The 20,500-nt window shown below is 63.6% G+C and carries 16 protein-coding genes; 6 read left to right on the forward strand and 10 right to left on the reverse strand.

Features of this window, described 5'->3' with window-relative positions; translation table 11 throughout:
• The first annotated feature begins 84 nt into the window (after positions 1-84).
• Positions 85-2,745 (forward strand): hopanoid transporter HpnN, encoded by a 2,661-nt coding sequence (gene hpnN / locus NCT04_RS21245; RefSeq protein ID WP_250467578.1) that lies wholly within the window; start codon positions 85-87, stop codon positions 2,743-2,745.
• Entirely contained in the window at positions 2,742-3,692 is a 951-nt protein-coding gene (locus NCT04_RS21250) for an MlaA family lipoprotein (RefSeq protein WP_244828864.1), read from the forward strand. Before hpnN ends, NCT04_RS21250 begins: the two co-directional genes overlap by 4 nt.
• Positions 3,693-3,762: 70 nt before the next feature.
• On the opposite strand, the gene NCT04_RS21255 is transcribed toward NCT04_RS21250, so the two are convergent.
• The 5 genes from NCT04_RS21255 to hpnD form a co-directional block, all read right to left on the reverse strand.
• On the reverse strand, positions 3,763-4,233 hold the full coding sequence (locus NCT04_RS21255; RefSeq protein ID WP_250467579.1) for an acyl-CoA thioesterase: 471 nt from the start codon (positions 4,231-4,233) through the stop codon (positions 3,763-3,765).
• A gap of 121 nt (positions 4,234-4,354) precedes the next feature.
• The gene (locus NCT04_RS21260; RefSeq protein ID WP_250467710.1) at positions 4,355-5,011 is read right to left on the reverse strand and encodes a phosphorylase; all 657 of its coding nucleotides are present in this window, start codon (positions 5,009-5,011) and stop codon (positions 4,355-4,357) included.
• A 74-nt stretch (positions 5,012-5,085) separates the two neighbouring features.
• Complete coding sequence (gene shc / locus NCT04_RS21265) at positions 5,086-7,065, reverse strand: squalene--hopene cyclase (RefSeq protein WP_250467580.1); 1,980 nt, start codon at positions 7,063-7,065, stop codon at positions 5,086-5,088.
• On the reverse strand, positions 7,065-8,342 hold the full coding sequence (gene hpnE, locus NCT04_RS21270; protein WP_250467581.1) for a hydroxysqualene dehydroxylase HpnE: 1,278 nt from the start codon (positions 8,340-8,342) through the stop codon (positions 7,065-7,067). The genes shc and hpnE overlap by 1 nt, the downstream gene beginning before the upstream one ends.
• Complete coding sequence (gene hpnD, locus NCT04_RS21275) at positions 8,342-9,190, reverse strand: presqualene diphosphate synthase HpnD (RefSeq protein WP_244828868.1); 849 nt, start codon at positions 9,188-9,190, stop codon at positions 8,342-8,344. The genes hpnE and hpnD overlap by 1 nt, the downstream gene beginning before the upstream one ends.
• 482 nt (positions 9,191-9,672) lie before the next feature.
• Here hpnD and NCT04_RS21280 point away from each other — a divergent pair, with 482 nt between their 5' ends.
• Positions 9,673-11,916 carry a hybrid sensor histidine kinase/response regulator family protein gene (locus NCT04_RS21280; RefSeq protein WP_250467582.1) on the forward strand — a complete coding sequence of 748 codons (2,244 nt, stop codon included), beginning with the start codon at positions 9,673-9,675 and terminating at the stop codon, positions 11,914-11,916.
• Between the two features lie 169 nt (positions 11,917-12,085).
• Positions 12,086-13,483 carry a hypothetical protein gene (locus NCT04_RS21285; RefSeq protein WP_250467583.1) on the forward strand — a complete coding sequence of 466 codons (1,398 nt, stop codon included), beginning with the start codon at positions 12,086-12,088 and terminating at the stop codon, positions 13,481-13,483.
• A 70-nt stretch (positions 13,484-13,553) separates the two neighbouring features.
• On the opposite strand, the gene NCT04_RS21290 is transcribed toward NCT04_RS21285, so the two are convergent.
• Entirely contained in the window at positions 13,554-14,105 is a 552-nt protein-coding gene (locus tag NCT04_RS21290) for an NADPH-dependent FMN reductase (protein WP_244828871.1), read from the reverse strand.
• A gap of 726 nt (positions 14,106-14,831) precedes the next feature.
• Between NCT04_RS21290 and NCT04_RS21295 the strand changes: the two genes are divergently transcribed.
• Positions 14,832-15,071 carry a DUF4148 domain-containing protein gene (locus NCT04_RS21295; protein WP_250467584.1) on the forward strand — a complete coding sequence of 80 codons (240 nt, stop codon included), beginning with the start codon at positions 14,832-14,834 and terminating at the stop codon, positions 15,069-15,071.
• Positions 15,072-15,196: 125 nt separating this feature from the next.
• Here NCT04_RS21295 and NCT04_RS21300 read toward each other — a convergent pair whose 3' ends face one another.
• Positions 15,197-16,177: an AEC family transporter gene (locus NCT04_RS21300; protein ID WP_250467585.1), complete on the reverse strand. Its 981-nt coding sequence runs from the start codon at positions 16,175-16,177 to the stop codon at positions 15,197-15,199.
• Between the two features lie 502 nt (positions 16,178-16,679).
• Between NCT04_RS21300 and NCT04_RS21305 the strand changes: the two genes are divergently transcribed.
• Positions 16,680-17,249, forward strand: coding sequence for a lipocalin family protein (locus tag NCT04_RS21305; RefSeq protein ID WP_250467586.1), 570 nt, complete (start codon positions 16,680-16,682; stop codon positions 17,247-17,249).
• Positions 17,250-17,255: 6 nt separating this feature from the next.
• Here the strand turns inward: NCT04_RS21305 and NCT04_RS21310 are convergent, their stop codons facing one another.
• The 3 genes from NCT04_RS21310 to NCT04_RS21320 form a co-directional block, all read right to left on the reverse strand.
• A complete protein-coding gene (locus NCT04_RS21310) occupies positions 17,256-18,479 on the reverse strand; it encodes a serine hydrolase domain-containing protein (protein WP_250467587.1) in 1,224 nt (407 codons plus the stop codon).
• Between the two features lie 78 nt (positions 18,480-18,557).
• Complete coding sequence (locus NCT04_RS21315; RefSeq protein ID WP_250467588.1) at positions 18,558-18,812, reverse strand: hypothetical protein; 255 nt, start codon at positions 18,810-18,812, stop codon at positions 18,558-18,560.
• Between the two features lie 134 nt (positions 18,813-18,946).
• Positions 18,947-20,377 (reverse strand): sigma-54 interaction domain-containing protein, encoded by a 1,431-nt coding sequence (locus tag NCT04_RS21320; RefSeq protein ID WP_250467589.1) that lies wholly within the window; start codon positions 20,375-20,377, stop codon positions 18,947-18,949.
• Positions 20,378-20,500 lie beyond the last annotated feature (123 nt).

A 20,500-nucleotide genomic window follows, 5' to 3' on the forward strand; every position in this document is an offset into this window, starting at 1 on the left:
CGGCATCGCCGGACGCCGGCGCGCATCATCTCGCCGGCAGCACGCGGCCCGCAAAAATAACAGGACACACCAGGTAGCGTCTTCATGCTGACGTCCAACATTACTCGCTTCGTCACCATCGCCATACGCCGTCCGGCGTGGATTATCGCCATTTCGCTGCTGCTCGGCGTGCTGAGCACGATTTATGTCGTCCATCACTTCAAGATCAGCACCGATGTCAGCCAACTCATCGAGAACGAGCCGGAGTGGGCCGCGCGCAGCAAGGCAATCGACGCCGCGTTTCCGCAGCGCGGCGCCACGCTACTGATCGTCGTCGAAGCCGCGGCCCCCGAATTTGCCGATGCCGCCGCGAACGCACTCGCCGCCGCGCTCAAGCAGGAGCCGGCGCGCTTCAAGTCGGTGTCGCAACCTTCAGGCGGCGATTTCTTCGAGCACAACGGCCTTTTGTACTTACCCACCGCCAAGGTCGACGAAGTCACGAAGCAGCTCGTGCAGGCGCGTCCGCTCATCAACACGCTCGCGCACGACCCGACACTCACCGGCCTCGCGCAGACGCTGAATACCACGCTCAATGTGCCGCTGCTGACAGGCCAGATCAATCTCGGCCAGATGGCCAGCTTGCTCGGCAAGAGCGCGACCGTGCTCGACGGCGTGCTGGCCAACCAGCCGGTTGCCTTCTCTTGGCGCGACGTGGCGGATTCCGCAAAGAGCACCGGACCGGCGCGCGCCTTCGTCACCGTGTTGCCGGAACTCGATTTCAACGCGCTCAAGGCGGCGGCGGGCTCATCGGACGAAATTCGCGCCGTGGCGGCCAGGCTGAACCTCGACAAGAAGTACGGCGCGACGCTGCATCTGACCGGCGCGCAACCCCTCGCCGACGAAGAATTCGCCTCTGTGGCCGATGGCGCCGAGCTCAACGGCATCCTCACGTTCCTGGTCGTACTGGTCATTCTGTGGGTTGCGTTGCGCTCCAAGCGCATGATTCTCGCGGTGTTCATCACGCTCTTCGTCGGGCTCGCGATCACGGCCGCGCTCGGCCTCATGATGGTCCACGCGCTCAACATGATCTCGGTCGCGTTCATGGTGCTGTTCGTGGGTCTGGGCGTGGACTTCGGCATTCAGTTCGGCGTGAAATACCGCGAGGAACGGCACAAGCACAAGCGGCTCGACGTGGCGCTCGCCGAAACCGCGCGGCATGTGGCCGTGCCGCTGACGCTCGCCGCCACCGCGACTGCCGCAAGCTTCTTCTCCTTTCTGCCGACCGCGTATCGCGGCGTGTCGGAACTCGGGTTGATCGCGGGCGTCGGCATGTTCGTCGCGTATATCACCAACATGACCTTGCTGCCCGCGCTCATCAAGGTGTTTGCGCCGCCGGGCGAAGCAAGCGCGCCGGGCTTTCCGGTGCTCGCCCCCGTCGATGAATTTCTCGACCGGCATCGCAAGCCAGTGCTGATCGGCACGCTCGTCGTCGTGATCGGCGCGTTGCCGCTCCTGTTCCATCTGCACTTCGACTTCAACCCGCTGCATCTGAAAGATCCGCATACGGAGTCGATGGCGACGCTCGCCTCGCTCAAGGATTCACCCGAGGGCGCGGTCAACGATGTCGCGGTGCTCGCGCCTTCGCTAGCGGAAGCGGATCGCATCGCGGCGAAGCTCCAGAAACTGCCGGAAGTGGATCGCGCGACCACGTTGTCGTCGCTGATTCCGGCCGATCAGCCGGCAAAGCTCGCGCTCATCAAGGCTGCCGCCGATCAGTTGCTGCCGGCGCTGAACCAGCCGGTGGCATCGCCCGTGACGGATGAAGTGCGCGTCGCCACGCTCAAGCGCGTCGCGGGTGCGCTGTCGCTCGCGGCCGACGATCACCCCGGCGCGGGCGCGGCCGAAGCGCAGCATCTCTCCGCCACGCTCAAGAAGCTCGCCGCCGCCGATGCCGCCACGCGCGATCGCGCCGACCACGCGATGGCCGAGCCATTGCGCCTCGCGCTCGGCCAGTTGCGCGCGCTGTTGCAGCCGGTCGAGATCACGCGCGCCACCTTGCCGCCGCAAATGGTCGAGACGTGGGTTACGCCGAGTGGTCAGGCGCTCGTCGATGTCTCGCCGAAAGTGCCGCCGGGCGCCGATCCGAACGACGACACCCTGCTCGCCCGTTTCGCCGATGCCGTGCGCCACGCCGAGCCGAACGCCATAGGCGGTCCGATCTCCGTGCGCCATTCGGCCGAGACGATCATCAAGGCGTTCCAGCAGGCGGCGATCTACTCGCTGATCGCGATCACCGTGTTGTTGTGGATCGCCTTGCGCCGTTTGGGCGATGTTTTACGAACTTTGGTACCGTTGCTCGTCTCCGCGATCGTCACGCTGGAACTGTGCGTCGTCTTCAGGATGCCGCTCAACTTTGCGAACATCATCGCGTTGCCGCTCATGCTGGGCGTCGGCGTGGCGTTCAAGATCTATTTCGTGATGGCGTGGCGCTCCGGCCAGACGCGCTTGCTGCAATCGAGTCTCACGCATGCCGTGATGTTCAGCGCGGCAACGACCGCAACCGCGTTCGGCAGTCTGTGGTTTTCGCATCACCCCGGCACATCCAGCATGGGGCGGCTGCTCGCGCTGTCGCTTTTGTGCACGCTGATCGGCGCCGTGGTATTTCAGCCGGTATTGATGGGCAAGCCCCGCCGTGTACGCGCAGCCGATCGGGCGAAGCTGCGCGCGAGCCAGCGGCACGACAACCTAAGAGGAATCGAAGAATGAGAACGGCTTTAGCCGCTGGTGCGCATCGCAAGCTGGCCACGAGTGTGGTGATTGCGAGCGCGCTTTTGGTCGCGGGATGCGCGACCGGACCGGACCGCAATCCGCGCGATCCGCTCGAACCGATGAACCGCACGATCTTCAAATTCAACGACACGCTCGATACCTACGTCGCGAAGCCGGTCGCGCAGTTCTACGTGGACTACACGCCGAGCCCGTTCCGCACGGCTGTCAGCAACTTCTTTTCAAATATCGGCGACTTCAGCAACTTCGCCAACAACCTGCTGCAACTGAAGATCACGGACGCCACGCAGGATTTGATGCGGATCGCCATCAACTCGGTGTTCGGTCTTGGCGGTTTGATCGACATTGCATCGCCGGCCGGTTTGCCCAAGCATCATCAGGACTTCGGTTTGACACTCGGACACTACGGCGTGCCGTCCGGCCCGTATCTCGTGATTCCGCTGCTCGGCCCGAGCTCGTTCCGGGACTCGACGACGTGGCTCGTCGACTGGCGCGTGAACCCGATCAGCTACGCGGATAACGAAATCCGCTGGCCGCTGTACGGCATCAATTTCGTGAGCGCGCGGGCCGATCTGATCGGCGCGACGGATCTTCTCTCGCAGGCCGCGCTCGACAAATACGCCTTCGTGCGCGATGCCTACACGCAGCGCCGGCAGTACTTGTTAACGGGCGGCGGTACGGCGACGTTGCCCGATTATGGCGATGAAGGCGCATCCGCTCCCGATGCCGCGAGCGCGCCGGGCGTTCCTGGCGCGACGGGCGGCGGCAGCGCGGCGCAAGGTCTGCCGAATTACGCCGATCCGGGCGCGGCCGCCGCGCCAGCGGGCGGAATGGGCGGCAAGTCGCCAGCGCCGGCGGAAACCACGCCGTCGAGTTCGAGCAAGGATCAAGACGTGCCGCAGTACGAAGATCCGGGCGCAAAGTAAGCCTGTGTTGCCAAGGCTTTTCTCAGCTTCAAAATGAAACGGGCGCTTTGCAGCGCCCGTTTCAATTGCCTCAGTGCGTTTCTTCCGCGGCTTCCTGCATGTAGTCATCGCTCGATGCCTTCGGCGCTTCCACCACGCGCTGGTCGCGTCGATAGGCTTCGAACAACTCGTCCGCATAGCGAATCGCCGTGCGGCCATGCGGCGCCGGGTCGCCTTGCGCGTCGAGGTTCACGAACACCATTTTCTCGACCGTGAGAATGCTCTTGCGCGTGATCTTGTTGCGCACTTCGGCGCGCAGCGTGATCGAGGTGCGGCCGAAATGCGTCGCCGTGATTCCCAGTTCGATGATGTCGCCCTGCCGCGCCGACGTCAGAAAATTAATCTCCGACATGAACTTGGTCACGACGCGCTGATTGCCCAGTTGCGAGATGGCATAGATCGCGGCTTCCTCGTCGATCCAGCGCAGCAGGCTGCCGCCGAACAAGGTGCCGTTCGGATTCAGGTCTTCGGGCTTGACCCATTTGCGAGTGTGAAAATTCATTTGCGCTTCCTTTTCTGCTGACCCTGCGCACGTGACTGATCGCACGCAGTTTTGTTAGGGTTTTCCCTGATTATACGCAGATGCGGGTTAACCCGCAGAAAGCAAGCGGCACGTTACGCGGTCAATCGAACGCTAGTGCATGCGCGGTTTCAAGCGCGTGACGCGCTTGTACGAGCGATGTTCGCGCGGCGCGGGCATCGGCGGCGAGACGCAGCATGGCGCCGAGTTGCGCGGGCTGACGCGCGAGTTCTCGCAGTATCGGACCGATGGCAGTGGTGCCGTCATCGCGCAAACCAGCCGTGGCCGCGGGCGGCAGCGTGCGCCATGCCGGATCGACAATCGCGCGGCACACGGCGAAGGGCAGACCGCGCGCAAGGGCAATCGCCCCGGCGATATGCGATTCCATATCCACCGCGAGCGCGCCCGTCGACGAATGCAACGAGCGTTTCTCCGCTTCGCTCTTGACCGGCGCGGCGACGCCGGCCATGACGCCGCGCCGCGTGAGGCGCTGTAGCGGCGTGCCCGCGAAGGCATCGACGATACGCGCGGACCAGGCGTCGTCGGTACGCAGTTCGCCGAAGGGTCCGCACACGCTGCTGGCCACGATGAGCGCGCCCGGCTCCAGATCGGGCGCGAGTCCGCCCGCTGTTCCGAAGCTGATGACACCCGTGCAGCCGCGCGAAATAGCGTCCGACAACGCGCGCTCCAGCCAGTCCGAGCGCGCCGCGAACACGACTTCCACGCCGCGTCCGCGCACGATCTTCGCCTCGAACGCCATGCCGGTCACGGCAATGACCGGCAAGCCGCCCGCCGCGTGGCGCAATGCGTGGAGCGAGCGCGCGTCGGGCGCGTTCACACGGCCGCCGTCACGCGCGTCAGGCCTTCACGCGTCATGTTGCGATATCGCGCGAGCGCCCACAGCGGAAAAAACTTGCGATAGCCGTGGTAGCGCAGATAAAACACGCGCGGAAAACCCGTCGCGGTGAAGCGCGTCTCGTCCCACAAACCGTGGCTTTGCTGCGTGCGAACGAGATAGTCGATACCGCGCGCCACCGCCGGGTGCTCGATCTGGCCCGCGGCCATCAGCCCGAGCACGGCCCACGCCGTTTGCGATGCCGTACTCGGCGCCTGTTCGTATCCGCGATAGTCGAGCTTGTAGCTTTCGCCGCCCTCGCCCCAGCCGCCGTCCGCGTTCTGAATGCGAATGAGCCATTCCGCGCCGCGCTTAACGCGCGAGTCGGTAGGCGCCGCGCCGGCCGCGTTCAGCGCGCACAACGCCGACCAGGTGCCGTAGATGTAGTTCATGCCCCAGCGGCCGTACCAGCTTCCGTCGCGCTCCTGGTCCCTCACGATGTAGTCGTACGCGCGCCGCGCCGGTTCGCTGTTGGCGGGCGTTTCGCCGAGTTGCGCGAGCATGGAAAGGCAGCGCGCGGAGACATCGACGGTAGGTGGATCGAGCAGCGCGCCGTGGTCCGAAAACGGGATGTTGTTCAGATAGAACTGCGTGTTTTCCGGTTCGAACGCGCCCCAGCCGCCGTCGCTGCTTTGCATGCCGACGACCCATTCGCGTCCGCGCGAGATCGCTTCGGCGTAGATGGCCGAGCCGTTTTCGCGGTCCGCGCGTTCCATGGCCATGGCGACGACGGCGGTGTCGTCGACATCGGGGTAATGCGGGTTGGCGAACTGGAACGCCCAGCCGCCGGGCCGCACGTTCGGCCGGCGTGAAACCCAGTCGCCGCGCGTGTCGAGAATCTGCAGCGGCAAGAGCCATTCGAGACCGCGCCCGACCGCCGCGCGCGCCTTCGGCATGCCGGTTTCGAGCAGCGCATGCGCCACGAGCGACGTATCCCAGACGGGCGATAAACACGGTTGGCAGTACGCCTCGCCGTCCTCGGCTTCTTCGATGACGAGCAACTTGTCGAGCGACTTGCGTGCGATCGCGCGATGCGGATGCTCCGGCGGATACCCGAGCACGTCGTACATCATCACGGAATTGGCCATCGCCGGGAAAATGGCGCCCAGGCCGTCTTCGCCGTTCAGGCGTTCATCGACGAAACGCACCGCTTCCTCGATCGCGCGCTGACGGCCCGCTTTCGGGAACGCGTTGTCGGTTGCGCGCAAAACGGTGTCGACCACGCGGAAAAAGCCGAACCAGCCGCGGCTCTGATGCGGTGCGCGGCTCGGCATGCCGGTATTGACCGGCGCATCCAAGAACAGCTCGTCGATACGCACGCCACGCGGATTCTTCGCCACCGGCCGCTTCGCATTCAACACGAGCAGCGGCACGATGACCGTGCGCGCCCAATACGAGACCTTCGACAGATGGAACGGGAACCACATCGGCAGACGCATTATTTCGACGGGCATCATCGGCACCGCGCGCCACGACACGACGCCGAAAAGCGCCAGCAAAATGCGCGTGAACACGTTGACCTTTTCCGCGCCGCCCGCGGCGAGAATCGCGCTCCGGGCGCGCTGCATATGCTCCGCGTCGGGCGAATCGCCGATCATCTTCAGCGCGAAATACGCCTTGACGGTGGCGCTGACGTCCATCGCGCCGTCGGTGAAGAGCGGCCAGCCGCCGTCTGCACGCTGGATACGGCGCAGATAGCGGCCGATCTTCGCTTCGAGCGTCGGATTCGCTTCCTCGCCGAGATAGTGGACGAGCAGCACGTATTCAGCCGGCATGGTTGCGTCGGCTTCGAGTTCGTACAGCCAGTAGCCTTCGGGATGTTGCGCCGCGAGTAGCGCATCGGTGGCTTCGGCGACGGCATGGTCCAGCGCGGCTTTCGATACCGGCGCGCCCACGGCCGACAGGGATAAATCGTTCATCAGCGTTCCATCGATGGGTTCATCAGCACGTCCGCCGCCTTCTGGCCGGAGCGGATCGCGCCCTCGATCGTCGCGGGCAGACCGGTCGCCGTCCAGTCGCCCGCGAGCGTGAAGTTGTTCCAGCGCGTGCGCGTCGCGGCCCGCAAGCCTTCCTGCGACGGCACGGCGGCAAATGTTGCGTGCGGGTCGGCCACGACCTGCCAGGGCGGCATGGGCTCGGCGGACATCCGCACCGCGCGCGCCACTTCCTGCCAGACCGTGTGCGCGAGTTCGTCGTGCGGCGTTGCGAGCAAGTGATCCGCGGCAGCGATTGTCGCGCTCAGTCTGCCGTCGTTGGCGAATAGCCAATTAGCCGTGCCGTTGACGAGACAGGTGATCGGCCCGAGATCGGACGGCGCATCGACCGCGAAATGCACGGTGACGATGGCGCGAAACTCGTCCGGCGCGACGAGATCCGGCACGAGGCGACGCGCGGTTTCGGACGGCGTGGCAAGCACGAGACCATCGCCCGGTGCGAGCACGACCGGCTCGGCGCGATCTTCGAAAGCGATGGAGCTTACCCGTTCCTGCGAATCCGTGCCCGAAAAGGCGATACCCGCCACGCGCGCGCCCAGCCGGATGTCCGCGCCGCCGTACTGCAAAAGCCGCAGCGCGGGTTCGACGAAAGCATGCGCAAGCCCGTTACGCGCGATGAGCGGCCGGCATGCCTGTCCGCCCGCCGCGACCGTCTCGCGCAACAGATTGGCGGCAAGCGCCGCGCTGGCTTCGGCGGGCTCGGTGTTGAGCATGGCGTGCAAGAGCGGGCGCACGAGCGCGTCCCACACGGGGCCCTTGGCGCGCATCGAGTCCCCGACGGTGCGGCCCGGCTTCGCAAAGAAGAGCGGCAACAGCGCGAAGTAGTCGGCGGGCTGAGTGTCTGGCGTGCGGACGTTGGCGTCGAAAATCCAGCGCGGCAGGCGTCCCGGTGACATGCGAATGGTCCACGCCGCGCCATCGGCAAAATCGAAGAAAGGGTAGTCGGGCTGGCTCGGGCCGATGAGCGTATCGGCGGAACCGATCGCACGCAAAAAGCCCAACGCCGCATGGTTGCCCGACAGCAGCAGATGATTGCCGTTGTCGATGGTCGCGCCGAGTCTCACGTCGAAATAGGAACGGCAGCGTCCGCCCGCATGCGCCGCCGCCTCGTGAAGCACGACGCGCGCGCCGCGCCGTTGCGCCTGAACTGCTGCGGCAAGGCCCGCTAGGCCCGCGCCGACGACGTGTACCAGCCGTGACATCAGAGAAGATTGCGCGCGACGATCCACAGCAGCCGCGCACGCGGCGTGCGCACGCGCGTGCGCGGCAGGTCGAAGCCGCGTTTCAGATTGGCGTCGAGCACGGCGTGATACGCCGCCGACATGATGCGCGGCGCGCGCACTTCGTGGCGCGGCGAAGCGGCCATGATCGTGTCCGACTGCGCGTAATGCCCTTTGGCGCGTTCGGCGATGACGGCGCACACGCGCGGCAGGCGCGCATCGGCGACGATACTCGCCGCGTCGCTCGTCGAGATGCCTTCGCGCGCGAGCAGTTCGCGCGGCAGGTAGACGCGGCCGATGCCCGCGTCTTCGTCGATATCGCGCAGGATGTTCGTCAGCTGCAGCGCGCGGCCAAGATGGTGTGCAAGCCGTCGCCCGGCGTCCTCATGCATCCCGAAGATTCTCACCGATAGCCGGCCCACCGCGCTTGCCACGCGGTCGCAATAGAGGTCGAGCGTGGCTTCGTCGGGCGCGACGATGTCGCATGCGGCGTCCATGGCCATGCCGTCGATGACAGCGTGGAAGTCGTCGCGGGAAAGCTGGAAAGCCTGGATGTGACGCGTGAGCGGTTCGAGCGATTTTCGCGGCGCGCCGGCATAGCACGCGTCGATGTCTTCGCGCCAGCGGTCGAGCGCGATTGCGCGTTCGCGGCGCGGCAAGTTGCCTTCGTCGGCGATATCGTCGACCGCGCGGCAAAAAGCGTAGATCTGATACATCGCGTCCCGCTGGTCGGCGGGCAGGATGCGCATCGCAAGATAAAACGAGCTGCCGGATGACGCCTTCGCGGCATCGGGAGCAGATTCGTCAGCGATGGTGTGGGAAACGGCCAAGACGGACTCCGCGAGTTCTTTCGCTATCGCGCCCCGAGGGCGAATTGTTGGATGACGCCAGCCTCGACGATTCCGGGTGCGCGCGGAACGGCTTGGCGCTGAGTGGATCGAGTCGATGAATGCCGGCGGGCCGGTGGCAAGTACGCCGGAAGCGGCAAAGAGTATAACAATTCTTTGGCGATCGAGCCTGCGCCTTGACCGGCGTGGCTTTCAACGGCGTGGCTTTCAGCGGCGTTACTTGCACGCGTGACTAGAGCGCTTGCATGCGGCGGCATCGTATTTACCTGCATACCCTCCTCTCTGGTAATGTCGCTAGTCCTGCGCGCACGCACGTTCTAAACCCAAATCGGCATTCTTCGTGCTTGCCCGAACCGGTTACTCCACAGCCCAATCCGTTCAAGTGCTTTGGAACACTGTGAACGAAGCGTTCAACGCTTCGAACGACACGCGCGCGCGTAAAGTTTTCCACTTCGCTGCCAAATATGACGCTGCAACGTGAGGAGTCCGACGCCGATCCTGCCGCCGAACAGAGGCAGGATGAACCGCCATTCCCGGTGGTTCCCGAGCGCAACTTCGCCGCGCAGCGCCTGACGCTTTATGCGTTGCTCGTCGCCGCCATTTTGCTGCCCTGCATTTACGTTGCAGTCACCGCATACACCGACTATCACGACCGCGAGGCGCTCGCCGCCGAAACCGTCGCCCGCAATGCACGCGTCGCCGAAGAGCACGCGCTCAAGGTCTTCGATCTCAACGTCACGCTGAACGAACGTATCGTCGATCTGCTCGATGGACTCGACGACGAACCGATCCGCCGCGACAGTCGTCTCATCCACGACCGTCTCAAGATGATGAGCAACAACTATCAGCAAGTCGCTGCCGTTTCTGTGTTCGGCGCCGACGGCAAGCTGCTCGTGACGAGCCGCACCTGGCCGACGCCCGATGTGTCCGTCGCGACGCGCGAGGACTTCGGTGGCATGCGCGACGACCGCAGCATCGAACAGATTTCGCGCGTGATGCTCGGGCGCGTGGCGGGCGAACAGGTCTTCAACACGGCGGTCGTGCGACGCACCGACAAGGGCAAGTTCAACGGCATCGTGTCGATTGCGCTGCGTCCTGCTTATTTCAACGCGTTCTATCGCGAACTGCTCGGCGACAGTCCGACCGTTTCGCTCGGCCTTGCACGCAGCGATGGCGAAGTGCTCGCGTGGTATCCGCAACGGCCGCCCGACCGCATGGCGCTCGCGGCCAGTTCGCCCTTGCGCGAGGCATATCGCGCGGGACGGCGCAGCGGCGTCGTGGAGATGATGTCCGGGCTCGACAACGAGCTGAAGATCGTCGCGTTCCGCAGGGTCGGCGGCTATCCGGTCTATGTGTCGAGCGGCTATCCGATCTCCACGTTATGGGCCGAGTGGTATCGGCATTTGAGCGTGCTCGCGTTGTCGATTTTCGCGCCTTGCATCGTGCTGTGGGGCGTCATCGGGCAATCGCTGCGGCGTCTCGCCATCGAGGAAGAAGCGTGGGAACGCTGGCAAGCCGAAGCGTCGATGCGGCGCTCGATCGAATCTGCCTACCGGCAGGCGCGCAAGATGGAAGCGCTCGGCAATCTCGTTGGCAGCGTGGCGCACGACTTCAACAATCTGCTGATGATCGTCTCGACCAACGTGCAGATCGCGCGACGGCGCGGCGCGCCCGGTCTTGAACGTGAACTCTCCGCGATGGAACGCGCGCTCAAGAGCGGACAGTCGCTCACGCGGCAGTTGCTCGGCGTGGCGCGCAAGCAGCCATTGCGCAGCGAAACCATTGCCATCGGCAAATGGGTGCCGGCGGGGCGCGAACTGCTGCGCGCGTCGCTTGGCGCGAAGGTCGCGCTCCACGTCGAAGTGACCGCAGATGTCTGGCCCGTGCGCGTCGACCCCGCCGAGTTGGAGCTTGCGCTCATCAACGTCGCGGTCAACGCGCGCGACGCGATGCCAAGCGGCGGCACGTTCACCGTGCGTGCCGACAATGTGCGCTTCCGTCACGAAGACGGCTTTCCGATCACCGGCGATTTCGTTCAGGTCACGCTGGAAGACACGGGCTTCGGCATGAGTTCCGAAGTTTTGGGCCGCGCATTCGAGCCGCTTTTCACGACCAAGCCGAAAGGCATGGGCACCGGTCTCGGCTTGCCGCAGGTGTTTGCGTTTTGCGAGCGCGCGGGCGGACTCGCGACCATCGACAGCGCAATCGGCGCGGGCACGGCGGTGCGTCTTTATCTGCCGCGCGCGGCGGCTGAGACCGAGGCCAACGCGGCGGTTAAAGACGAACCCGCCGTGGTCAAGGAGACCGAAGGCTTGCGCGTGTTGCTCGTCGAAGACAACGAGGAAGTGGCCGCCGGCACCGAGGCGCTGCTCGCCATGATGGGTCATCACGTGAGCTATGTATTCAACGCCGATACCGCCGTCACCGTGCTCGAAGGCGCGCGCGAAGCGTCCGAATTTCCCTTCGATGTCGTGCTCTCCGACATCCACATGCCGGGCAAGATGAGCGGCATCGACCTCGCGGAAATGCTGCAACGCTTCGAGCCGCGCATCCCCGTGATTCTCGTCACGGGTTATGCGGAAGAACTGGACCGCGCCCGTCACGTCGATGCGCGCGTGCTTTCAAAACCATTCGATATCGCGCTGCTCGACGCCTTGCTGCACGAGATTCGCGAACGTCTCAACGAAGCTCGCGCAATCGGCCGCTGATCTGCTTTTTGTACCAGTTTTGTAAAAGCGCCTTGCGTGATCCATCGCTGCGAGCCTTGCCAGACGCGCCACGGCGCATCCGGCACGCTCGTTGCGTGATGGGCAAACATGCACGGCAACTTCGCAACGTTGCCGATTTCGAAGTTCCGCCCATCCGCAGGAGGCGTATATGCGACACACCGTCATCGGAGTTTTCGACACCTACGCGCAGGCCGAGGACGCACGCTCGGCCCTCGTTACAGCGGGCTTCCCGCGCGCTGATATCGAGTTGCAAGCGAATCCAAAACGCGACGATGCCGCCGAGCCGTCCGTCATGCCCGATGCCCAAACGCACGCCGAACCAGGCGTGCTGGCGAACATCGAGCGCTTCTTCAGCATGCTTTTCGGCGGGCGCGATCACCCGCCAGAAGTCGCGCATTATTCGGAAGCCGTGCGTCGTGGCGCAGTGCTCGTAGCCGTCGATACCCCGAGCGAAGAGCAAGCCGATGTCGCCCGCGCGACGCTTGCGGATCAAGGCGCGATCGATATCGATGAGCGCGCCGCAAGCTGGTCCACGCTCGAACACGGCACCGCGATGCCGCAAGCCGGCGTGGATGACCGCGATCATTCGATACTCGACGAACTGGGACTCGGACGCGGCAGTGCAGTGCCGGGCCGCGAGCCGGTGAACGATGCGCGCATGGACGTAACGCGCGCCCGCGCTTATCCGCGCACCGACGCAGCAAGCCCGGCTACAGGCGCCGCCGCCGATCCGCTGCTCGACCCGCTTGCCGATCCGCTCGGCGACCCGTTGACGCGCCGCGATGCCGCCGCACTGGGTGCACGCGACTTCGTGAGCGACCCGGCAGACGATTCGCTGATGCCGCATGCCGGCACGACGCGTCACGAGACGACGCGGTACACGCAAGTCGAGACGCGCACCGCCGCCGATCCGCTGTCGGGACGCGATCCCGTCACTGGCCGCGATCCGCTCGCCACCACTGGCATGGACCCGCTCGCTGCCCGCGACCCACTGACCGGCACGCCGGCCGACCCGCTCGCCGCCCGTGACGAACTCTCGGGCGAATCGCTTTCGGAGCGCGACGCTCTTGCCGGGCGCGATCCGCTGCGTTCGGGCAACATGGGCGATCCGCTGCCCGGCGTACGCACCGATAACGCCGCCGACTGGCGTCCGGTCGAACCGCTGAGCCCGCTCGATGAACCCGCGCAGATTCGAAGCGGCACGCTGAGTCAAAGCCAGTCGCAATCGATGGGCGCGATGGGTTCACCGGCTGGAACGGCTGCTGTGCCGAACGAGTACATGGAATATGAGGAAGACTTCCGCGCCGACTACGACACCCGCTACGCTGCAACCGGCGAGCCGTACGAGGATTATCAAGGCGCGTATCGGTACGGCGCCACGCTCGGCAACGACGACCGCTTCCGCAGCCGCGCGTGGGACGATCAGATGGAATATGAGATGCGCCGTGAGTGGGAGACGCGCCATCCGGAAGACGGAACCTGGGAGCGCTTCAAGGCTGCCGTGCGCCATGGTTGGGATCGCGTGACGGGACATCATCACGTCTAAGTGCAAAACGCTGCAGGCAATAACGAATCGGCCCGCACGCGCGGGCCGATTCGTTTTGGAACACGCCTTCTTATCCGGCGATTTTCTTGACCCACGCGACGTATTTATCGACGAAGGTTTGCAGATACTTGCGCGTGTCGTCACTGACGATTGCGCCGTTCGCATCGATGCGCGAGTCATCGTGCTTGATGTACATCTCGGGCTGACCGAGCATTGCAATGTCGAGATACGCGCACACGCCACGCAGATGCGACTGCGCGATAGCCGTACCGATCGCGCCCACCGAGGTGCCGATCACCGCGCCCGGCTTGCCGCCCCAGGCGCTTTGGCCCCACGGCCGCGAACCCCAATCGATCGCATTCTTGAGCACGCCCGGAATCGAGCGGTTGTATTCCGGCGTGACGAAAAGGAGCGCGTCTGCTTCCGAGATCTTCTGCTTGAATTTCACCGCGACTTCGGGATAGTCGCTGTCGTAGTCCTGGCTGTACAACGGCAGGCTGGCAATATCGAGATGCTCGAACGAGAAATCTTCCGGTGCGAGCGATTCGACTGCGTGCGCAAGCCGCCGGTTGAACGACTCCCGTCGCAGACTTCCGACGACCACCGCAATCTTGTAGGCCATGAGGTTTTGCTCCATGAAGGATGCCAACAAATCCGCGTGCGAAAACACGACGCGGCTTCGAGTCAACATCATAGGCGAGCCGTCTGACCGCCGTCACGAACCAAACAGACTGCCTATTTTTGCGATGATTTGAGCAACCCAGTTCCCCCCGCATTGTTGCGAGGTTTGTGGCCGATTATCCCCACTGTTATCCACAGAAACTGTGGATAACTCGGTGTTTGCCGAAAAGATGGTTCGAAAATGTTACTTTGACGAAACATTCCCGCGATAAGAGCATGATTTCAGTGCGTTCGACCCGCTGCGCCTCGGCAGATCAGTGGCCGAAAAACACGCTGCATTGCGATGCGGGACCTTGGCAGGATGTCGGATTCGAATCGGCGGCTTGCGCTGCGCCGACTGCCGAAAAAAGGGCCAGCGACGCGAGGACAGCAGAAAGAATGCGCTTCATTTGACATCTCCAGAATGAGTGTTTGGCCGACCGTGTTCGATCGATGCCGTGACTCTATCTATGAAGCATCCGCATAAAAAGCCCACAAAACTCAATTTATTCTTACCAGCATGGTAAGAATCGCGCTTGGTGACACCCGCCAATCCGCGATTCGTGCGCCAGCATTCAACCATTCCCGACAACAATGTGTTGGCTCAATGGGTATTTTTGTCCAATAGGAAAACTCCTAGACTTTTCTCAAGCGTCAACCGGACGCAAGCGAATCCAGGAGTTCTTCCATGAAAAACACACTTATCGGCGGCCTGCTCATCTCGGCGCTTCTTGCAACGGCTCCGGCCTTCGCTCAATCGGCTTATGGCGCAAAGTCGCGTGCCGAAGTGAAAGCGGAACTGGCGAGCGCCCGTCGCGCCGGCGATCTCGAAGCGGTCAACGCATTGAGCTATCCGCAACTGCGGCCGTATCAGGAACGTCATGCGCAAGTGCGAGCCAACACTCGCAACGATGGCAGCGCACAGTAATTAAGGACAGGCAGAACAAACCGGCCCTCCTCCACCATCGAACAGAAGGTGGCTTTGCCCGACGCCCGCGCGCCGGGCATTTTTTATCGCGGGCGAGCGACGGGTCGAATGCGGGCGAAGCCGGTTCAAAGCAGCACAGTCAGACAGAGCGTCACGGTGACGAGCGAAAGCACCGTGGAAAACAGAATGGCGCTCGAAGTGACGCCGCCATCGCGTCGATAAAACTCCGCGAGCATGAACGGACCGGTGCCGGTTGGCAGCGCGCTTAAAATCACGGCGGTCTTCGACCATAGCGGCGGCATGCTGAAGACATGAAACGCCAGCCAGTAAGTCAGCAAGGGCTGCGCGATCAATTTGAGCGTGACGAGTGCGCCCGTCGTTCGAAGACTGCGCGCCTCGCCTTTCGCGCCGAGAAAGAGTCCGAGCGCAACCAGCGCACAAGGACTCGCCGCGCCGCCGAGCAGCTTTAGAAATGCTTCGGCGCCATCCGGCACGCGCGCGCCCGAACCGCTCAGCAACGTGCCCGCAAGCGGCGCGATCAGAAGAGGGTTCTTGCCAAGCGACTTCGCCACGCGCCATAGCGTCCAGAAGATATGCTTTTCGCTTTGCAAGCCGAGTTCGAGAAGCACGATCGCCACGGCGAACAGCACGCACACAGTGATGATCGTCGCGATGACGGCGGGCGCGAGACTTTCCTTGCCGAACGCCAGCAAACAAAGCGGCAAGCCGACGAAACCGGTATTCGCATAAGCAGCGTTGAGTCCGTCGATGCTGGCATCGGCGAGCGGACGCGCACGCACGAGCCGCGCGATAAGCGTAAGCACGAACACCACGGCTGACCCGATGCCGAACACCGCGATGAACGCCGGTTGATCGAGCATGCTCCACGGCGTCCTGGACATCGTGTCGAAGAGCAACGCGGGCAACGCGAGATAGACGACGAAGCGGTTCAGTTCCGATGCGGCGGCGGGACCGAGCTTGTTGAGCTTGCGGCACGCGTAGCCCGCGAGGATGAGTCCGAAGACCGGCAGGATGATGGTGAAAAGCGGCGTGAGAAGCGAAGACAGCGAAGAGAAAGCGAAATGCAGATGATCCGGCGATGGCATGACAAGGCTTCAACAGAAAGGAGCCGAGAGAATAACCGCTGTCAAAAAGGTGAGGCATTTCGGGAGCGGCGTGATGGTGAGCCGCGAGAGCCGCCCAAGGCTCACGCCTCAAAGTTTATCCGTACCGCGAAACGTTTTAATGTGCTCTAAGTTCTTTCGGCAAGCCATTGTTCTGTAACGTTTTCATCTTGACGTCGAAAAATGCCAACCAGCACGCCGATTCGACACTGGACGACCGCTGAAGCGCTCCGTCCGTACAGCCGTTTGCCTGAGGTGAGCGAATACAGGAGCGCGTCAAAACGACCAGTCGAATCGACCTCGGCTTAGATTTCGACGAACGAAAAACGATATGGGACAAGGAGTTGCCTTCTATGCCGCAACCTCGGGAGACATGCAAAAGCCTTTTCCGACGCTCGAAAGGTGAGGCTTTCCGGGAGTGCAAAAACATCGGAATGAAGTTTGCTCAATGCTAGGTCTTCGCAATCAAAAGTAGACGCGCAACATGAAAATCAGAAGTCCATGGATCTACGGCGCCGCTGCGCTCATCACGCTTGGCGGCGTTGCGGCGCTTGCGGCATGCGCCTCGAACGGCGCACGCAAGAGCGGCAACGAGAACGTGCCCGAGCCTTCGAAGGCTGTCGATCTCGATCGATACCTCGGCCACTGGCATGAGTTCGCCCGCTACGAAAACCGCTTCGAACGCGGCTGCGAGGGCGTGACCGCGAACTATGCGCGTCGCGAAGACGGGCTCGTCTCGGTCATCAACGCATGCCACGAAGGCGGCTTGAGCGGGCCATATAAAACATCGGAAGGACGCGCGAAGATCGTTCCGGGATCGAACGGAACGAAGCTGAAGGTGTCGTTTTTCGGGCCGTTCTATGTCGGCGACTATTGGATTCTCGATCACGCCGACGACTACAGCTGGTCCATCGTCGGCGAACCGACCGGCCGCTATCTGTGGATTCTGACGCGCGACGCGCGGCCATCGCCCGATATGCGGCGCTCGCTGATCGAACGCACGCGCGCACTCGGCTACGACGTGACGATGCTGCGGGAGACGCAGCAAAGCTGACAACGGTCAGTCGTCGATAGCCGCATACACGAGCCGCTCGTACTCGCGCGCGAGCGGGAACGGTTCGAGCGCACGCCGCTGAATGAGCATGATGCCGATCATGTCCTCGACGGGATCGGCAAACCAGCTCGTTCCGAGCGCGCCCGGCCAACTGAACGAACCCGTCGAACGATATCCCGCAGGCAACTGAAACGCCGGATTGTCGACAACCGACAGCCCGAGGCCGAAACCCTGCGCGCGCCACAATGGATAGCCGAACGCCGGGATCTCGCGCTGCGCAGGCGTGAGAAAGTTAGAGCGCATCAAGTCGACGGACTTGTGCGACAGAAGCCGCGGACCTGCTGCGCGCTCTTTAGCGTTGCCTTGCAGACGGCCGCGTCCAAGCAACACACGCGCGAAACGCAGATAGTCGTCGGCGGTGGACACGAGCCCGCCGCCACCGCTTTGATAACGCGCGGCGTCGATCCAACGGCTCGACGAAGGATGATCCTCCACCACTGGTTGCGCGCCCGGGGAATCGACGACATAGGAGGTCGCAAGCCGCGTCGCCTGTTCGGGCGTCACGGCAAAAGCCGTGTCGTGCATGCCAAGCGGCTCGAAGATGCGCGTGCGGAAGAACTCGCCGAGCGGCATGCCTGACACGCGCTGCACCAGCGCGCCGAGTACATCCGTGGACACGCCGTACTGCCAGCGCTCGCCGGGATGAAACATCAACGGAATTCTGGCGACGTGTTCCAGCCAACTCGCGGGATCGACCATCGCATCGAAGCCGTTGAATACGCTCTCGTACGCGGCGGCGAGTTCGCCCGTCGCGGTGAAGTGATATGCGAAGCCCGCGCGATGAGTGAGCAAGTCGAGCAGCGTGATTTGCGTGCGCGCCGGTTCGGTCTGCGAGAGCGGGCCTTCGGGGTCGAGCATCACCTGCGCGTTCGCCAGTTCGGGCAACCACTTCGCCACCGGCGCTTCGAGCGCAAGACGGCCTTCCTCGACCAGCATGAGCGCGGCGACGCTCGTCACCGGCTTGGTCATCGACGCAATGCGAAACAGTGTGTCGCGTGTCATCGGGGTGCGCGTGCCGGTGTCGCGCCAGCCGAGCGCATCCACTTGTGCAATCTCGCCGCGCCGCCAGGTGAGCGTGACGATGCCCGCGACCTCACCGGAATCGACGAAGCGTTGCATGGCGGCGCGCATTTCGGCAAGGCGCGCGGAATCGAAACCGGCGTTGGACATCGGTGCTCCTTCGAAGAACAGAGAAAGACGCCGCATGCGGCATCACGCTTCGATGAGGAAGCGCGCGACGGGTTCCAGCTAGTTTGCGTTGCAGGCGATCAACAAGCCGTTCTGGTTGTCGGCGCTGGATTGTTCGAGCACGTCGTAGCCGCTCGGGCAGGCGACCTTCGCGTTGTCGGTGCAAAGACGCCAGCCGCCGTAGGCCGGGCATTGCACGAGCTGAGTGGGACGGCCATCGGCTGAGAAAAGAGGCGGCGCGCTGCTGCATCCGGCGAGTGCCCATGCACTCGCGGCGAGCATCACGGAAAAGCCGATCGCAGTGCCGAGTTTCATCCCTTACCCCTTGTTTTCAGTCGTTATTTTCGATGTCGATGCCTTCGCGAGTATGCCACGCCGGCCTTTCGCGACGATTGCCGCAAATGTGCGCGCGCTCACGTTTGACACAATCTCACATGCCTTTACATGTCCTATACGTCGATGCCCAACGCGGCGATCTTCTTGTAAAGCGTCGCCCGCCCGATGCCGATGCGTCCCGCCGTTTCCGCCACGCGGCCATTGTTCGCGCGCAGGGCGTCGGACAGGAAGCGACGTTCGAAGTCGGTCATCGCGGCGGCATAGGGCATGGACGCGCTTTCGATTGGCGGCGCGGGCGCGGCCGGTGTCGAATCGATGAAGCCTGCGAGCGCGCGGGCATCGATATGTTCGCTATCGGAAAGCATGAGCGCGCGTTCGAGCGTGTTGCGAAGCTCGCGCACGTTGCCCGGCCAGGCGTAACCGGCTAGCAGCCGCAGCGCGTTTTCATGCAGCACGAACTGGCGGATGCGGCCCGTGCGCGCCTCGCCCGACAGGTCTTCGAGAATGGCATAGGCGAGCGCTTCGATATCGCCCGGACGCTCGCGCAAAGGCGGCGCGTGAATGGTCAGCACGTTCAGGCGATAAAACAGGTCCGCGCGAAAGCGCCCCGCCGCGACAAGCGCGGGCAGATCGGCGGAAGTCGCGGCGATGATGCGAACATCCGCCCGCACGATGCGGTTCGACCCGAGCGGCTCGAATTCCTTGTCCTGCAGCACGCGCAAGAGCTTGCCCTGCAACGGCAGCGGCATGTCGCCGATTTCATCGAGGAACAGCGTGCCGCCATCGGCGAGTTCGAATTTGCCGACGCGTCCCTTGCGCTCCACGCCGGTGTACGCGCCAGGTGCCGCGCCGAAGAACTCGACTTCGAGCAAGGTATCGGGAATCGCGGCCACGTTGACGGTGACGAGCGGCTTCGCGGCGCGTGTCGAGGCACCGTGGATCGCGTGTGCAAGCAGCTCCTTGCCGGTGCCGGTTTCGCCGAGCAGCAAGACCGGCGAGTCGACGAGCGCCGCGCGCCGCGCTTGCCGCTTCACTTCGAGACTCACCGCACTCGTGCCGACGAAGCTCGCGAAGGTGTACTTGGCGCGCCGCGCCTGCGCGAGCGACTGGCGCGTCGCGATGAGTTCCTGCTGCACGCGCGAGTAATGCGCGAAAAGCGGCGTGAGCGCTTTCATCTCGTCGAAGAGCGCGAAGCCGATGGCGCCAACGGTCGCGCCCCGCTCGTCCTTCAGCGGCAAACGCGTGACGACGAGCGGTTCGCGGTCGGTCTCCAGCACGTCGAGCAGAATCGGCTTGCCGGTCGCGACGACTTCGCGCATCAGGCTATTGGGAATGACCGCTTCGCAATCGAGGCCGATTACGTCGGTGGGATCGGGGAAACCGAAGCGCGCCGCGTAGCGCTTGTTGATCCAGACGACGCGGGCGTCCGCATCGACGATGAAGGTGCCTTCGCTCAAATTTTCGAAGGTCTTGAAAAGCGATTCCATCGCGCGGCGCATGACGTCGCTATAGTCCAGGGGAACGTTGATCCAGTCGTTGAGCATGCTGCGTTTGTCTCCGATATCTCTTTATCGAGACAGGATATCTCAAACGGGAGACTGCCTGCATTGGGGCAATCTGCTAGGCTTCGAGGCGCGTGCCCGACCGTGACGCGCGAGAGTTTGTCT

The organism is Caballeronia sp. GAFFF2 (assembly GCF_023631485.1).
Taxonomy (GTDB): domain Bacteria; phylum Pseudomonadota; class Gammaproteobacteria; order Burkholderiales; family Burkholderiaceae; genus Caballeronia.

Coding starts and splice junctions, on each gene's coding strand:
- hpnN (WP_250467578.1), top strand. CDS start 85: ATGCTGACGTCCAACATTACTCGCTTCGTCACCATCGCCATACGCCGT.
- NCT04_RS21250 (WP_244828864.1), top strand. CDS start 2,742: ATGAGAACGGCTTTAGCCGCTGGTGCGCATCGCAAGCTGGCCACGAGT.
- NCT04_RS21255 (WP_250467579.1), bottom strand. CDS start 4,233: ATGAATTTTCACACTCGCAAATGGGTCAAGCCCGAAGACCTGAATCCG.
- NCT04_RS21260 (WP_250467710.1), bottom strand. CDS start 5,011: ATGGCGTTCGAGGCGAAGATCGTGCGCGGACGCGGCGTGGAAGTCGTG.
- shc (WP_250467580.1), bottom strand. CDS start 7,065: ATGAACGATTTATCCCTGTCGGCCGTGGGCGCGCCGGTATCGAAAGCC.
- hpnE (WP_250467581.1), bottom strand. CDS start 8,342: ATGTCACGGCTGGTACACGTCGTCGGCGCGGGCCTAGCGGGCCTTGCC.
- NCT04_RS21280 (WP_250467582.1), top strand. CDS start 9,673: ATGACGCTGCAACGTGAGGAGTCCGACGCCGATCCTGCCGCCGAACAG.
- NCT04_RS21285 (WP_250467583.1), top strand. CDS start 12,086: ATGCGACACACCGTCATCGGAGTTTTCGACACCTACGCGCAGGCCGAG.
- NCT04_RS21290 (WP_244828871.1), bottom strand. CDS start 14,105: ATGGCCTACAAGATTGCGGTGGTCGTCGGAAGTCTGCGACGGGAGTCG.
- NCT04_RS21295 (WP_250467584.1), top strand. CDS start 14,832: ATGAAAAACACACTTATCGGCGGCCTGCTCATCTCGGCGCTTCTTGCA.
- NCT04_RS21300 (WP_250467585.1), bottom strand. CDS start 16,177: ATGCCATCGCCGGATCATCTGCATTTCGCTTTCTCTTCGCTGTCTTCG.
- NCT04_RS21305 (WP_250467586.1), top strand. CDS start 16,680: ATGAAAATCAGAAGTCCATGGATCTACGGCGCCGCTGCGCTCATCACG.
- NCT04_RS21310 (WP_250467587.1), bottom strand. CDS start 18,479: ATGTCCAACGCCGGTTTCGATTCCGCGCGCCTTGCCGAAATGCGCGCC.
- NCT04_RS21315 (WP_250467588.1), bottom strand. CDS start 18,812: ATGAAACTCGGCACTGCGATCGGCTTTTCCGTGATGCTCGCCGCGAGT.
- NCT04_RS21320 (WP_250467589.1), bottom strand. CDS start 20,377: ATGCTCAACGACTGGATCAACGTTCCCCTGGACTATAGCGACGTCATG.